The organism is Methylobacterium sp. A54F (assembly GCF_053346035.1).
On record NZ_JBKFBF010000020.1, the window covers coordinates 25,302 to 38,659 of the forward strand.

12 protein-coding genes are annotated in these 13,358 nt (G+C 74.5%); 4 read left to right on the plus strand and 8 right to left on the minus strand.

Annotation, left to right across the window (positions count from 1 at the left end; all coding sequences use genetic code 11):
- The first annotated feature begins 125 nt into the window (after positions 1-125).
- The gene (locus ACLBXP_RS23600) at positions 126-344 is read left to right on the plus strand and encodes a hypothetical protein (protein ID WP_447670275.1); all 219 of its coding nucleotides are present in this window, start codon (positions 126-128) and stop codon (positions 342-344) included.
- Positions 345-477: 133 nt separating this feature from the next.
- Here the strand turns inward: ACLBXP_RS23600 and ACLBXP_RS23605 are convergent, their stop codons facing one another.
- The 6 genes from ACLBXP_RS23605 to ACLBXP_RS23630 form a co-directional block, all read right to left on the minus strand.
- Entirely contained in the window at positions 478-2,070 is a 1,593-nt protein-coding gene (locus ACLBXP_RS23605) for an acyltransferase family protein (protein WP_447670276.1), read from the minus strand.
- Positions 2,067-2,360, minus strand: coding sequence for an acyltransferase family protein (locus ACLBXP_RS23610; RefSeq protein ID WP_447670277.1), 294 nt, complete (start codon positions 2,358-2,360; stop codon positions 2,067-2,069). The genes ACLBXP_RS23605 and ACLBXP_RS23610 overlap by 4 nt, the downstream gene beginning before the upstream one ends.
- Before the next feature lie 553 nt (positions 2,361-2,913).
- The gene (locus tag ACLBXP_RS23615; RefSeq protein WP_447670278.1) at positions 2,914-3,186 is read right to left on the minus strand and encodes a hypothetical protein; all 273 of its coding nucleotides are present in this window, start codon (positions 3,184-3,186) and stop codon (positions 2,914-2,916) included.
- A gap of 133 nt (positions 3,187-3,319) precedes the next feature.
- Entirely contained in the window at positions 3,320-3,655 is a 336-nt protein-coding gene (locus ACLBXP_RS23620) for a hypothetical protein (RefSeq protein ID WP_447670279.1), read from the minus strand.
- 146 nt (positions 3,656-3,801) lie between these two features.
- On the minus strand, positions 3,802-4,284 hold the full coding sequence (locus ACLBXP_RS23625; RefSeq protein ID WP_447670280.1) for a hypothetical protein: 483 nt from the start codon (positions 4,282-4,284) through the stop codon (positions 3,802-3,804).
- An 89-nt stretch (positions 4,285-4,373) separates the two neighbouring features.
- On the minus strand, positions 4,374-4,877 hold the full coding sequence (locus ACLBXP_RS23630; RefSeq protein ID WP_447670281.1) for a peptide deformylase: 504 nt from the start codon (positions 4,875-4,877) through the stop codon (positions 4,374-4,376).
- Between the two features lie 294 nt (positions 4,878-5,171).
- Between ACLBXP_RS23630 and ACLBXP_RS23635 the strand changes: the two genes are divergently transcribed.
- The 3 genes from ACLBXP_RS23635 (at position 5,172) to ACLBXP_RS23645 (ending at position 6,617) form a co-directional block, all read left to right on the plus strand.
- The gene (locus tag ACLBXP_RS23635) at positions 5,172-5,420 is read left to right on the plus strand and encodes a hypothetical protein (RefSeq protein WP_447670282.1); all 249 of its coding nucleotides are present in this window, start codon (positions 5,172-5,174) and stop codon (positions 5,418-5,420) included.
- A gap of 245 nt (positions 5,421-5,665) precedes the next feature.
- Positions 5,666-6,079 (plus strand): EF-hand domain-containing protein, encoded by a 414-nt coding sequence (locus ACLBXP_RS23640; RefSeq protein WP_447670283.1) that lies wholly within the window; start codon positions 5,666-5,668, stop codon positions 6,077-6,079.
- Between the two features lie 352 nt (positions 6,080-6,431).
- Positions 6,432-6,617, plus strand: coding sequence for a hypothetical protein (locus tag ACLBXP_RS23645; RefSeq protein ID WP_447670284.1), 186 nt, complete (start codon positions 6,432-6,434; stop codon positions 6,615-6,617).
- Positions 6,618-6,630: 13 nt separating this feature from the next.
- Here ACLBXP_RS23645 and ACLBXP_RS23650 read toward each other — a convergent pair whose 3' ends face one another.
- Together ACLBXP_RS23650 and ACLBXP_RS23655 are read right to left on the minus strand one after the other, a co-directional pair.
- Entirely contained in the window at positions 6,631-11,013 is a 4,383-nt protein-coding gene (locus ACLBXP_RS23650) for a translocation/assembly module TamB domain-containing protein (protein ID WP_447670285.1), read from the minus strand.
- The gene (locus ACLBXP_RS23655; RefSeq protein WP_447670303.1) at positions 11,013-12,929 is read right to left on the minus strand and encodes an autotransporter assembly complex protein TamA; all 1,917 of its coding nucleotides are present in this window, start codon (positions 12,927-12,929) and stop codon (positions 11,013-11,015) included. The genes ACLBXP_RS23650 and ACLBXP_RS23655 overlap by 1 nt, the downstream gene beginning before the upstream one ends.
- Positions 12,930-13,358: the final 429 nt, after the last annotated feature.

Sequence of the window (13,358 nt, forward strand, 5' to 3'; positions counted from 1 at the left end):
CGATGCGACATCGGTAACGTGCCGGCTACGGATTCGCGCGGAAATGACTGGTGCGGCGCGGGCGGAGGGACTAACCGGGCCCGCGCTCAACCGCACCGTGGCTCACCCCGAGGACCAGCCGGATCATGCGTCAGACGAACCAGTCGACGTCCCAGCCGAACCCCATCCTGTCGCAGCTCCACGCCAAGCCGCTGCACCAGCAGATCGCCGAGGCCGTCCAGAACCGGGCGACCCCGATCAGCCAGCTCCTGCGCCTGATGTCCGCCCTCGACGCGGAGCCCGGCGCCAACGAGAACCTGCGCCTGCAGCTCCGCACCCGCATCGGCGCGCCGCTGACCGCCTGACCACGACCCCAGGGTCTCCGGGAGGGCGGGTCGAACGGGCTCGTTCGGCCCGGGACCGTCTACCGCCCCCAAAGGCACGCCGGCGGCGTGCGGATCGCCTGACCCGGCAGCCCGATCGCTTCGCGCTGCCGTGTCAGGGCTCCGCGGCCGCAGCGCGGCCGACATCGAAGCGGAACTGGCGGCCGATGAACACGGAGCCGGCGCGCGTGAGGTGGTCGCGATCGAACTGGATCGGTGCGCCGTCCTCGGTCCGGAGAATGCAGTCGTCGGGGCAGAGCATGGCGTAGACCGAGACGTAGCGACTCCCTTGCGGGAAGGTCGCGCCGGCTAGAGCCGCGTCGGTCGTCGCGGCCTCCGGAATCCGGTGCTGGCGGGCGAAGCTTGCCAGGTCGCGGTTGTCCCGGATGCCGATGGCGAGCACGCGCGGAAGCGTCATGTCGTACTCCACGCTCGGCCCCGCGATGACGACGTCGCCGACGTGCCGGCTCAGGTACCGTACCGTGTCCCGGAGCTCCCCGATCTCGTCCCGCTTCCATTCGGCGGAGAGCACGACGCCGTCGAGGTGGGCTTCGGGCACGAACCGGAACAGGACATCCTCGATCAGGTCCTTGCAGCGCTGAATGTCCCAGGGCTTGCGCGGCAGGGTCGGGTGGCAGCCGGCCGCCGTCGCCTGGAGGAAGTTGATCTCGGGGTGGGCGTCGGTGAGGCCGGCGAAGAGATGGGCCGCGTGGCTGTCGCCGATGAGGAGGTAGTTCCTGCGCGTGGCCGACAGCTTCAGGCATCCCTCCCTGTCGAACTGCGTCGTGAGGAGCTTCGGGGTCAGGAAGCAGCTTCCGCTGCGCATCAGCCCGTCGTGGTCGTAGTTCTCGTAGGCCTGCATGGCGCCGGCTTCGGCCGGCACCCTGTTCACGAGCCGACCCAGGGGTCCGATCACCAGGGCCAGGGCGGCCACGGCCGTCATCGCGGCGAGCCCGCAGGCCACGGTCGGCCGTGCCGCGAAGGCCTGCGGGCGCCGGAAGGGCCGCTCGATGAAGCGCTCCGACAGGGCCGCCACGACGAAGCAGACCGCGATCACGGCCAGGCGCTGATGGCCGTTGCCCGGGTGCACCGACTGGATGAAGACCGTGATCGGCCAATGCCAGATGTAGAGCGAGTACGAGATCAGCCCGACATAGACGATCGGCCTCACGCTCAGGAGACGCGCCGTCGCCGTCCTGTGCTCCTCGCCCGCATGAATGATGGCGGCTGCGCCGAGGCACGCCGCCGCCGCGCCCGGACCGGGAAAGAGGGACAGGGGGGAGAGCAGGACGACGCTGGCCAGGATCAGGCCCAGGCCGATCACCGCGAGGCATTCGCACAGGAACCGCGAGCCGATGCGCGGTACGGCGCCGATGGCGAGCAGGGATCCGAGCAGCAGCTCCCAGCCGCGGGAGGGCAGGAGATAGAAGGCCGCGCTTCGGTCCACCGTCAGTTGCTGCCACGACACGACGAAGCTTGCCAGGGCCAGCAGCCCGATGACGGCGATGCTCGTGCGCCTGGAGACGCGGCGCAGAAGAAGCATCACGAGCGGCAGGAAGATGTAGAACTGCTCCTCCACCGAAAGGGACCAGGTGTGCAGCAGAGGGTTCCAGTCGAGGTGGCTCGAAAAGTATCCCGCCTGGGTATAGAAGTATATGTTGGAGGCGAAGACGACCGAAGATATGACGCTGGCACGCAGGGCGCTCAACTCGGCCGGGAATAGTACACGGAGCCGGCAACGCAGCAGAAGACGAACACCGCAAACAGCGCCGGGAAAATGCGCAGGATCCGCCGCTTGTAGAAATCGACCAGGCTGTAGCGGTCCTCCGCAACCTCCGTGAAGACGATCTTCGTGATCAGGTAGCCGGAGATCACGAAGAACACGTCGACGCCGACGAAGCCGCCGGGTGCGATCCGCGCGTAGCCGCAATGGAACAGGATCACCGGCAGGATCGCGACGGCCCGGAGGCCGTCGATATCGGACCTGTGTCGAAGCATGGGCAGGCTCCCCTGATCGTTGGCTCCAGGCACGAACCCGACCGAGCCGGATGAACGGCACGGGCCGGGTTCATGGCGCCTCTCCCGAAGGCGCGATCGGCCGTCGGACAGGACGGCTTGCTGTATTCACACACCCAGCAACATTGTAAGTTACTGCATTCCAGGCGCATCGACTGCTAAGCCAGGTCGGGAGCAGGTTGGCCATACGTCTTTCGGGGGAGGAAGACCTGAGCCCGGAGACTGCGCTCGACCCGTGGGATGGGGAGCAGCCGGTTCGCCCGCGGGCGTCGGGCGCGGGGGTCCGGATAGGCCGAAAGCCGGCGCCGGGCTTGTCGGCCCGCGACGAACCGGGGCGGCGGATCGTGGGATAGCGGACCGCCGGGCACAGCGGTCCTGGAGCCGTGGGCGCCGGGCTTGCGCGCACCGGCCTGCCTGCTCACGCACCAGCGACCGGCAGGGCGCAGGCGGCACCCACCCGACGTCGGACGGCTACGGCCCGCGGACAGGGGAGCCTTTCATCCGGGCCTCGGCCCCGTGAGGGTCCCTTGGCGGATTACCCACGCCGGCGCCGTCGGGGCTCGCCGCGCTTCATGCAGGCCATGTAGATCTGGCGGCCGATGGCGTGAGGCCCGAGCCCCTGCGGATCCGGCACGGAGAAGACCCGCGCCCGCGCCTCGTTGCGGCAGGCGGCATCCTGCGCGCTGCGGATCGGCGGCTCGGCCAGGGCGGGGCTGCCGAGGAGGAGCACGAGGCAGCCGAGGGACAGGCCCGCGACGCGAGACCGGGGCGACGGCGGGGTGCAGGTCCGTCGAGCGGTCTTCGGCATGCGCGTATCCTCCTGCTGTCGCGTCTCGCGGCGGGCCCGGAACGGCGCCGCCCCGCGGGAAACCAGGGGTGGAACTAGGGCGCGGGGCGGCACGGTGAAGCTTTTCACCGGGTCCGGCTTTCGCCGGGCCTCGTCAGGGCGCCACCCACAGGCAGCGGCCGGCCGCCTGCACGCTCAGGCACTCGTAGGGCGCGCCACCGATGAGCGCCCGCCGCTCGACCGCCCCGACCGCCTCCCGGGGCAGCAGGCGGCACCCCGGGCGGGTGCCGACCGCCCCCTCGGCCGCCGCCCGATCCTCGTGCGCGGACGCGAGCAAGAGGCGAAGGTCGACGAGTTCCGTGCAGGCCAGGACCGAATCGCCGGCCGCCGGCCCGGCTCCCGCGGGCCCGGCCACGAGGCACAGGGCGAGGACGGGCAGGGCTGCGGCGAGGGCGAAGGGGCGGACGAAGGGGAGGGCGCGCGGGCTCATGGCCCGGGCATAACTCGCGTCCGGCAGGGCCACGGCAAGGGCCACGGCAAGGGCCACGACAAGGGCCACAGCATGGGGCCGACAGCGTCACCGGAGACGGCGTCCGTCGACGCTCCGACACGCGTCCGGCGCCCCCGGCCGCTCCGTCAGCGTCCCTTCCGCTCGCCGGCCGGGCGCTCGGGCGCGGCCTTGTCGGCGCTCCCCCTGGGTGCGGCCCGGCGCTCCGGCGGGGCCGGCGGCACGAGGGTGCCGGCGACCACCCAGTGGCAGGCGCTGGTGCCCTGGATCTCGACGCAATCGTAGGCGTCGCCCCCGAGGGTGATGTGCTCGCCGAGCGCCACGGCGCGCTCCCGCGGGATCGCCGCGCAGCCGAGGTGGTCGGCCTTCGGGTCGGCGAGCCGGGCCGTGACGGCGGCGCGGTCGCCCTGCGCGGCGCGCAGCACGAAGCGGAGGTTCGCGAGCGACGGACAGCCGATCGCCGGTGCCTCGCCGGCGGGGGCCGGCCGGGCCGCAGGCTTCTGGCCCGTTGCCTGGCCCACGGCCTGGGCCCGCGCGTCGAGGGCGAGGAGGACGAGGCCGGCCGCGAGCGCGGCGCGGGTGATCGTGGGGCGTCTCGTTGCGAGCGGCATGGCGCTGCCTAGCACGGCCGCCCCGGGCGCCGCCAACCGGGCCGCCAACCGGGCCGCGCGAGGCGTCCCATCGGGCCGCCGGGGAGCCGTCATGCGCGGGCGGCCCCGAGCTTGCCGAAGCGCTTGATCGCCCGGTCGCGGCGCAGGCGCGAGAGGCGGTCCAGCCAGAAGATGCCGTCGAGCTGGTCGATCTCGTGCTGCAGGCAGGCGGCCCGGAAGCCCTCCGCCTCCGTCTCGTGCGCCGCCCCCGCGAGGTCCCGGAAGCGCACCCGGACCGCGCGGGCGCGCTCCACCGCCTCGGTGACGCCCGGCATCGAGACGCTGCCCTCCGGCGCGGAGACCCGCTCGGGCGAGGCCCAGACGAGCTCGGGGTTCACGAGGATCTCGGCCGCCGTGCCGGGCTCCGGGCGCAGCACCACGACCCGCAGGGCGACGCCGAGGTGCGGCGCGGTGAGGCCGGCCGCCCGCGCCGCGTCCAGGGTGTCGCGGACGTCGTCGGCGAGGGCGGCGAGGGCCGCGTCGAAGGCCGCGGCGGGCAGCGCCGGCCGGCGCAGCAGGGGGCTCGGATAGGTGACGAGGGGTCGGGCGGGCATCGGCGGCTCGGGTCGGGGGGCTGGAAGGCGGGACGGGAAGGCAGGGCGGGAGGGCGGTTCTTGCGGACGGGTGGACCGCCGGGCGAATCCGCGGCGAAAGGGCGCTCGCGCAGCCGAGCGGCGCATAGCCGCTCTCGCGCTGAGATTTCAAGCTCGTCCTCAGACGACTTTCGATTGCACAGGTGCGCGCGGCGGCACCCCAATAGGCTGGCATCGGGCCTCGGAATCAGGATCAAAGTTTGGAACGATCGCGGATCTTCGGTGTTGGCCCCCGAACCATCGAAGGAGATTCCTGTGAAGACCTTCCTTGCAGGCGCCGCCATCCTGGCCGCCACCTTCACGACCACCGTTCCGGCCTCCGCCCAGCGGATCGATCTCGGCTACGGGGGCCCCAGCATCGACCTGCGTTCCCGCGGCCAGCGCGAGCGTGACTACAACCGGGAAGTGAGCCGCCGCGACCGCTACGAGGACCGCGGCTATTACCGGCGCGAGCGCTACGACGACGACCGCGGTCGGTACAACCGGCGCGGCTACGATTACTGATTCGCAGCGCACAATTGTTTCCACGCGGAGGGGCCGGGCAACCGGCCCCTTCTCGTTCGTCGAAGGACCGGTGTGACGGGGCCTGCGCGTGCGCCAGGGCACGTCCCCGACCCCGCGCGGCCCCCGGCCACACCGCCGCTCACTGAAATTTGCCTGCGGAACGCCGAAGCCGGACGACCTGCCTCTTGTGCGCCGCGAAAAGCGGAGCTAGGAAATTCCCGCAACGTTTTTGGGAGAATTTGGCAATGAGCCTTCGTGTTTCCAGCAGCTTCCTGGCCCTCACCCTCGCCGCTGCGGTGATCGGCGCTCCGGCCGCCATCGCCAAGCCGATGAGCGGCGCGGCCGCGGTGAAGATGATCGACACCGACAACGACAACACCGTCGACATGAAGGAAGTCGAGGCGGTGGCTTCCGCGACCTTCGATCGTCTCGAGAAGGATGCCGACGGCACCCTCGACACGCGGGAGCTCAAGGGCCGCCTCAGCAAGGCCGGCCTGAAGCAGGCCGATCCGGACAGCGACGGCACCATCGACAAGAAGGAATACCTCGCCGCTGTCGCCGCGCGCTTCAAGGCCGCCGATCCGGACGGCGACGGCACCCTCGACGCGAAGGAGCTGAAGAGCCCGGCCGGCAAGGCGCTGCTCGCGCTGATCAAGTAAGGCGCCGGCCCCGCGGTCCCGGGCGGACAGCCGGGGGAACGCATTGGACGCCCCTTCGAAAGCCCGCTCCCGACACCCGGGGGCGGGCTTCTTCGTTTCCGCGACCACGATGCTTCCTGGCCCAAGATGCTTCCTGGCCCAAGATGCTTCCTGGCCCAAGATGTTTCCTGGCCCAAGATGTTTCCTGGCCCACGATGTTTCCTGGCCCACGATGCGCGGGATGATCCGCAAACCGCAGGATCGTAGGCATCCTTTCTTAAGATCCGTGCCGCGCATTGGTCGGCGGTCACGGAGGCGCGGCGCCATGCGGAGAGGTCGTTCACCGAAGCATCCCTCGAAGCGTTCGGCGGAAATGGCCCGGGCGCGGCGCTCCGGCCCGGACGTGCTCCTCGACCGGATCGCCGAAGGGCTGATCGGCGTCCGCGCCCTCGCGCTGGCGGCGGGCGACCCGGTGACCCGGGCGCTCGTCGAGCGCGCGCTGTTCCACGTCGGCCGGCGGATCGCGCGGCGCAGCCGGGCGCGGCCGGGGGAGCCGTGAACCGGCCGCCGGCTCAGTACTCCCACTCGGCGCCGACGCCGACCGCGGTGCGCCCGTCGCTGCCGGCCTCGCCCTGGATCTTCACCCGGCGGGTGACGTCGTAGTCGATGGTGGCCGCCGTGTCGGCGGGCTTCGCCCCGGCCTTCACGCCGACGCTGAGCCGGTCGCTGAGGTAGCGCGAAGCGCCGACCGCCGGGCCGCCGCTCGCGCCCGTCGAGACGTCGAGGCTGTCGAGGCCGAGCCCCTTGCGGGCCTGCTCGAACACGTCCGTGCCGCCGGCGCCGCCGGAGAACTGCGCCACGGCCTGGGCGAGCTGGAGGGCCTGGAAGGCCGAGAGGTTGCCGGAGGCCTTCTTGAACAGGAGGCGGGAGAGCACCTCGTCCTGGGGCAGGGCCGGGTCGGAGCTCAGCGCGAAGGCGGGCTGGTTGGCGGGGCCCGTCACGGCGACGCGGGCGGTGATCTCGCCGGCCTTGGTCTCGGCGGCGAAGTCGAGGTCGGGCGCCGTCAGCTCGCCCCCGAAGGTGAGGCGGCCGCGGGTGAAGTCGAGGCGCTGGCCCACGACGCTGAGGCGCCCGCGCCGCATCTCGAAGGCGCCGACCGCGCTCGGGTCCCGCGAGGAGCCGGTGATGCGCAGGTCTCCGCCGAGCTCCGCATCGATGCCGCGGCCGCGCACGAAGATCCGGTTGGGGGCCGACACCTGCACGTCGAGGCTCGCGTCGAAGGGCGCGGGCGGGCGGCTCCTCCGCCGGCCCGCGGCCGAGGGGTTCGCGGCGGCCTGCTTCGGGGCCCCTTGCGCGAGGCGGGCCCGCAGCTCCGGGGGGGTGTTGACCCGGCGGATGCCGGGGAGCGGCTGCACGGTGGCGGGCAGGCGGTCCGGCACGTTCACGTCGATCGAGGCGACGTCGACCCGGCCGCTCACCCGCGGGGTGCGGGCGAGCGGGCCGGCCACGGCGAGGTTCAGGCTCGCCACCGCGGTCATCAGCGGGCTCGACACCAGTTCCGCCCGCTCGCCCCGCACCGTGAAGCTGCCCGGGAAGCCCGCATCAGGCGCCACCGCGACGCGGCCCTCGGCGGAGAGGCGGCCGCCGTTGCGGGTGGCGGCGGTGAGGCGCTCCAGCACGACGGCGTCGCCCCGCCCCGCGGCGCGGCCCTCGATGTTCGTGAGGCGGATACCCTGGAGCGGGTCGGTGAAGCTGCCGCCCGTGAGCGTCGCGCTGCCGGCCACCTGCGGCTGCGCCAGGGTGCCGGTCACCCCGGCGTCGAGGGCGACGCGGCCGGTCAGGCGCTGGCCGCCGGCGCTGAGGAGCGAGTTGGCGAGCGCCGCCTCGAGGGTCCCGCGGGCCTTGAGCGCCAGGGCGCCGCCGGGATCGAGGGGCAGGGAGCCCGAGAGGCTCGCCTCCACGTTGCGGCCGGCGGTGACGCGGCCGTCGATCGTCGCGCGCCCGTCCGACAGGCTGCCGCTGGCCTGAGCCTCGACGGGCGGCAGGCCGGCCTTCCGGGTCTCCGGCGTGACGAGGCGGGCGAGCGACAGGGCGTAGCGGCCCTCGGGCCGGGCGGCGGGGCCCTTCAGCACCGCCTCGCCGTCGAGGGTGCCCGACAGGGCGAGGGACGGGCTGGCGATCCAGGCCAGCGACAGGGGCAGCGCCTTCAGGGCGAGCTGCAGGTCGAGGCTGGCGCCGGCCCGGCCCGAGAGGCTGAGCCGGCCGCCGCCCGCCGCGATGGTGAGCCCGTCGATGAGCGCGTCGCCGCCGTCGAGGGTGACCGTGGCGGGGCCGGCGAGCGCCAGCCGGTCGCCCCCGCGGGCGGCGGTGAAGCGGCTCAGCTCGATCCGGATCCGCTCGGCGGGGACCACGCGCAGCGCCCCGTCGAGGTCGAAGCCGCGGGCCTTCGCGGCGAGCGTCACGTCGCTGGCGCTCGGGCTGCCGGTCGCCGCGAGCCGGATCGTGTCGAGGCTCTCGCCCGCGGCCGTGAGGCGGTCGGCCTCGAGGCGCCCGTCGAGGCGGGGCGCGGACCGCAGGTCCCGGCCCGCGAGGTTCGCGTCGAGGCGGGCGAGGCCGATCTCGCCGGCCCGGAGCGAGCGGCCGGCGGCGCGCACCGCCGCATCCTGGCGGCCCCCCGCGCGGTCGAGGGTGATCGCGGCCTCCAGGCTGCCGCCGAGGCGCCGCAGGGCGAGCGCCGAGAGGTCGTCGAGGTCGCCGGCCGAGAGGGTCAGGCTGCCCTCGGCGAGGCCGGTGGCGGCGGCGAGGGCCGCCCGTCCGTCGAGGGCGACCGAGCCGAGGCGCAGGGCGAGCCCGTCGAGGGTCCAGTCGGCGGGGCCGCGGGCCACGTGGGCGCCGCCCGAGAGGGGCTTGCCGTCCACGCTGCCGCCGAGGCGGATCCGGCCGTCGAGGGCACCGGTGAGGTCGCGCAGGGCGGCGTCGAGCGTCAGGCCGCGCAGGGGCCGCCCCAGGGCCGACGCCTCGGGGGCGGTCAGGGTGGCGTCGAGGTCCGGCCGCACCAGGGTCCCGCCGAGGCGGCCGGCGAGTTGCGCGCGGCCGCCGAGGCGCGCGTCCAGCGCCGCGAGGTCGGTGAGGTCGAGGTCGAGGCGCGCGTCGGCCATCCGGGCGTCGGCGCGCCCGTCGAGGCGGGCGCGGAGCGCGGCGGCCTCGAGGCGGGCCCCCGCGAAGGCGTAGCCGTCGTAGACCTGGGCGAGGCGGCCGGTGAGGCGGGGCGCGGGGCCGACCAGCCGGTCGAGGACCGGGCTGCCGAGGCGGAGGTCGCGGCTCCGCAGGTCGAGGTCGGCCGTCACGGCCCGGCGGGCGGGGTCGCCCGAGAGGTCGGCGGCGGCGGCGAGCGAGCCCGCCAGTGGGCGCCCGGCGATCCCCGAGAAGGCCGAGAGGTCCGAGAGCGCCGCCTCGACCCGGCCCGAGAGGAGGTTCGTGCCAAGGCGCCCCGCGTAGGTCGCGAGCGCGCTCGGGGCCTCGAGGCGCAGGCGCTCCACCGTCACGGTGTTGTCGGGCTCGAGCGTCCCCCGGAAGGCGAGGGTGCCCTCGGGGCCGACGGCGCGGGCCAGCGCCGGATCGGCGAGCCGCAGGCCGGCGACGCGGGCGTCGGCCGCGAGGCCGAACCGCTGCGCCCCGCCGGCGGCGGGCTCGGCGGAGATCGTCGCCTCGACGCGGTCGAGGCCGCTGCCCGCCGTCCGCAGGCCCGAGGCCCGGAGGGCGCCCTGCACGCGGGGGCGGGCGAGGGGGCCCTTCAGGCTGCCGTCGAAGCTCAGGGCTTCGAGCTCGGCCGCGCCGGCCCGCGTGACCGCGCCCTCGGTGGGCAGCGCCCGGGCCTGGACCGTGAAGTCGGCGACGCGGTCGGCGCCGAGGCTGCCGCGGGCGTCGAGGCGGGCGGTGCGCGAGGCGAGTTCGAGGCGGTCGATCCCGAAGCTGCCGCTGTCGGCGAAGCGCAGGCCCGCGTCGAGCTGGGTGGTGCCGGCGAACACGGCCGCCGCCGGCCCGGGCAGCAGGCCCTCGATCCGCGAGGCGAGGTCGAGGGAGAGGCGCCGCTCGGCCCCGATGCGCGAGATCTTCGCGCCGCCCTTGGCGCCGATGCTCTCGCCGGCGTCGAAATCGAGCCGGGCGTTCCAGGCGTCGAGGGTGCCGCGCCCGTCGAGGTCGAGGTTGATCGGCGGCTCGCCGGGCAGGTTCAGGCCCTTCGAGAGCAGGCCCGCGGCGGGCTCCGTCAGCGCGAGCTTCACCTCCAGCCGCTCGCCCTTGGGCACGAACAGGAGGCGGGCGGTGAAGCGCCCGGCGGCGTCGAGGCGGCTCACCGCGAGGTCGAGGTCGAGGCCCTCGGCCGGGTTGCCGAGGGAGGCCTTGCCGGAGGCCGCGAGCCGCGCGGGCTGGCCGGCGACGGCCTCGCCGAGGACCAGCTCGTTCAGGCGGAAGCCCTTCACGGCGACCTTGACGGGCAGGTCCGGCAGCAGGGTCCCGTCCGGTTCCCGGACCGGCGGGTCGGCGGCGGGCACCGGGCGGCGCAGCACCTCGATGCGGCCGACCTCCAGGCTGTCCACCTCCAGCCGGCCCGAGAGCAGGGCGAGCCGCCGCCAGACGAGGCGGGCCCGGTCGAGGCGCAGCCACACGCCGTCGCGGTCGCTGATGGCGACGTCGCGGATGGTGGCGTCCGAGGACAGGGCGCCGTCGACGGCCCCGATGGCGACGCGGGAGGAGGGCGTCGAGAGCGCCCGCGAGAGCAGGCCGCCGAGCACGGTCTTCTCGCCCTCGTCCGCCGCGCGGGTCAGGGGCGCGGCCAGGATCGCACAGACGAAGAGGGCACAGGCCAGCAGCACGCAGGCCCGAACGGGCGTGGCGCAGGCGGGCAGGCTGCCCGAGGCGGCGCGGGCGCGCGCGTCGTGCCGGAACCGGCCCATCAGAACGCCTGCCCCAGGCTGATGTAGAGGGCGACCGGCCGCTCGTGGTTGCCCTTGATGCGGTCGAGCGGGAAGGCGAGGTCGACGCGGATGGGGCCGATGCCCGTGTAGTAGCGCAGGCCCAGCCCGGCCGCGTAGCGGATGCGCTCCTCGAAGTCGGGCAGGGATCCGGCGAACGCGGTGCCGGCGTCGAGGAAGGGGACCACCCCGATCGTTTCCGTGACCTTGATGCGGGCCTCCACCGAGGCTTCGAGGAGGGAGCGGCCGCCGATCGGCAGGTTGAAGGGGCCGCGGGGCCCGAGCGTCCGGTAGGGGAAGCCGCGCACCGAGCCGCCGCCGCCCGCGAAGAACCGGATGTTGGCGGGGATGTCCTCGAGCCGCGCCCCCGAGATCGAGCCGAAGCCGACGCGCCCGGCGAGGACGATGCGGGCCTCGTCGTCGAGGGCGTAGTAGGTCGAGCCCTGCGCCTTCGCCACGAGGATGCCGGGGTCGGAGCCGAGGAAGCTCGGATAGGCGGTGGCCGAGGCGGTGAGGCGCACGCCCTCGGTGGGGTCGAGCAGGTTGTCGGTGGAATCGTAGGCCAGGGCGCCGCCGACGCCGACCAGGCGGTACTTGACGGTGCCGAGGGCGTCCTCGGCGCGGCCGGCCTGCCCGTCGAGGTTGCCCTGCACGAAGAACGAGTCCGAGAAGCGGTAGCGCAGGCCCACCGTGCCGCCGGCCGCGTCCGCCACGTAGCTCTGCTGCGCCTCCCGTCCCCCGAAGAGGTTGGCGACGAGGTCGGTGCGGGTGCCCCACAGGGCCGGCTTGACGAAGGTGGCGGCGAGGCGGCCGCCGAGGCCGTTCGAGTTGATGCCGGCGAGCTTGCGCTGCGTCGCGTAGAGGTCGTTGCCGAGGTAGTAGATGTCCGCGTCGAGGCGCAGGGTCTCACCGCCGCCGAACAGGTTGCGGTTCGCGTAGTAGGCGCGGATGCCCGGCCCGTCGACCGTGGAGTAGCGGGCCGAGACGCCGATGAGGTTGCGGTCGCGCTCGGTCACGTCCACGAAGATCGGCAGGTTGCCCTGCGGGTCGAGGGCCTGCCCCTCGCGGATCCGGATGGCCCCGAGCGCCTCGACCTTCGCCACGGCCCGGCGCATGTCCGTGAGCACCTTGGGCGCGTAGGGGTCCCCCGGCTCGGTGTAGATGAAGGAGCGCACCACCGCGGGGTCGAGCCCCTCGGTGCCCCGCACCGTCACGGCGCCGATCCCCGCGATCGGGCCCGGGTCCACCGTGAAGGTCACGTCCATGACGTGGGCGGCGTCGTCCACCACGGGGTCGCGGTTCACCACCTTGGCGAAGGGGTGGCCGAGCGCCCGGAAGCGGTCGACGATGCGGGCCTCCCGGGCCAGCACGGCGGCCGAGCGGGCGGGGGTGTCGTCCTCGACCCGGGTGAAGCGCGCGGGCAGCACCTCCTCGGGGAAGGCGCCCCCCCGCGGGTCGCGTACGGTGATCCGCCGGAGCGTGTAGAGCGGGCCGGTGTCGACGGCGATCCGCACGGGCACCAGGGCGCGGCCGCGGGCCGCCTCCGCCGCGCGGGCGGCCTGCGCGATCGCGGTCTCGCCGGCAAGCGCGACGCCGTCCACGCGGACCGCGATGCGGCCGGCGTAGTAGCCGTAGCCCGAGAGCGCCTCCGGCAGCCGCCGCAGGTCGGCCTCGGCCCGGCGCACCAGGCCCTCGCCGTCCGGCGGGGGCTCCCGGCGCAGGCGGTGCAGGGCCGAGACGTCCTGGAGCGCCTTCAGGAGGTCGTCGTCGTCCGTGCCCTGGATCTTCACGGCGTAGGGCAGTGCGGTGGCGCTCGGGGCGAGGGGCTCCTCCTCGGAGCCGAACAGGCCGAACAGGTCGAAGGCCGCCGCCGGGCCGGGGGCGCCGGGCGCGAGCACGGCCGCGGCGAGGAGGGCCGCGGCGGCATGGGGAAGCCGGCGGCCGCGCGGCGCGCGGGTCGCGGAGGGTCGGCCCCGGTCCGGGGTGACGCGCAGCACGCTGCCTTCGTCCGGCCTCAGGCCCGTTCCCGGCGGAGGTTGCGCAGCACGGCGGGCGTCGGGCGGCGCAGGGCCCGATCCGCGCGCGGCGCGGCCGTCCAGATCGTCTGCGCCATTCCAAGCCCCCGCTGCGACGCCGGCGTGCGAGGCCGGCATGCGAGGCTTGGGCTCACGGGACGACCGGCCGCGGCGCTGCCGCTGCATTCCCCCCGGCCTCCCCGCAGGGGAGACGGCCCTTCGTGCCTCGTTGTGCCCGCAAGGTTAGCCGTGCGGGTGCGGGAGGGCAACCTCGGCGGGCGGCGTCTGCCCGCCGCAGCCCGGTGCAGCGGC

What these genes read in the sequence shown, in the direction of transcription:
- ACLBXP_RS23630 (WP_447670281.1), bottom strand. Translation starts at nt 4,877, where the DNA reads ATGCCCGCCCGACCCCTCGTCACCTATCCGAGCCCCCTGCTGCGCCGG.
- ACLBXP_RS23620 (WP_447670279.1), bottom strand. Translation starts at nt 3,655, where the DNA reads ATGAGCCCGCGCGCCCTCCCCTTCGTCCGCCCCTTCGCCCTCGCCGCA.
- ACLBXP_RS23640 (WP_447670283.1), top strand. Translation starts at nt 5,666, where the DNA reads ATGAGCCTTCGTGTTTCCAGCAGCTTCCTGGCCCTCACCCTCGCCGCT.
- ACLBXP_RS23615 (WP_447670278.1), bottom strand. Translation starts at nt 3,186, where the DNA reads ATGCCGAAGACCGCTCGACGGACCTGCACCCCGCCGTCGCCCCGGTCT.
- ACLBXP_RS23650 (WP_447670285.1), bottom strand. Translation starts at nt 11,013, where the DNA reads ATGGGCCGGTTCCGGCACGACGCGCGCGCCCGCGCCGCCTCGGGCAGC.
- ACLBXP_RS23610 (WP_447670277.1), bottom strand. Translation starts at nt 2,360, where the DNA reads ATGCTTCGACACAGGTCCGATATCGACGGCCTCCGGGCCGTCGCGATC.
- ACLBXP_RS23645 (WP_447670284.1), top strand. Translation starts at nt 6,432, where the DNA reads ATGGCCCGGGCGCGGCGCTCCGGCCCGGACGTGCTCCTCGACCGGATC.
- ACLBXP_RS23625 (WP_447670280.1), bottom strand. Translation starts at nt 4,284, where the DNA reads ATGCCGCTCGCAACGAGACGCCCCACGATCACCCGCGCCGCGCTCGCG.
- ACLBXP_RS23600 (WP_447670275.1), top strand. Translation starts at nt 126, where the DNA reads ATGCGTCAGACGAACCAGTCGACGTCCCAGCCGAACCCCATCCTGTCG.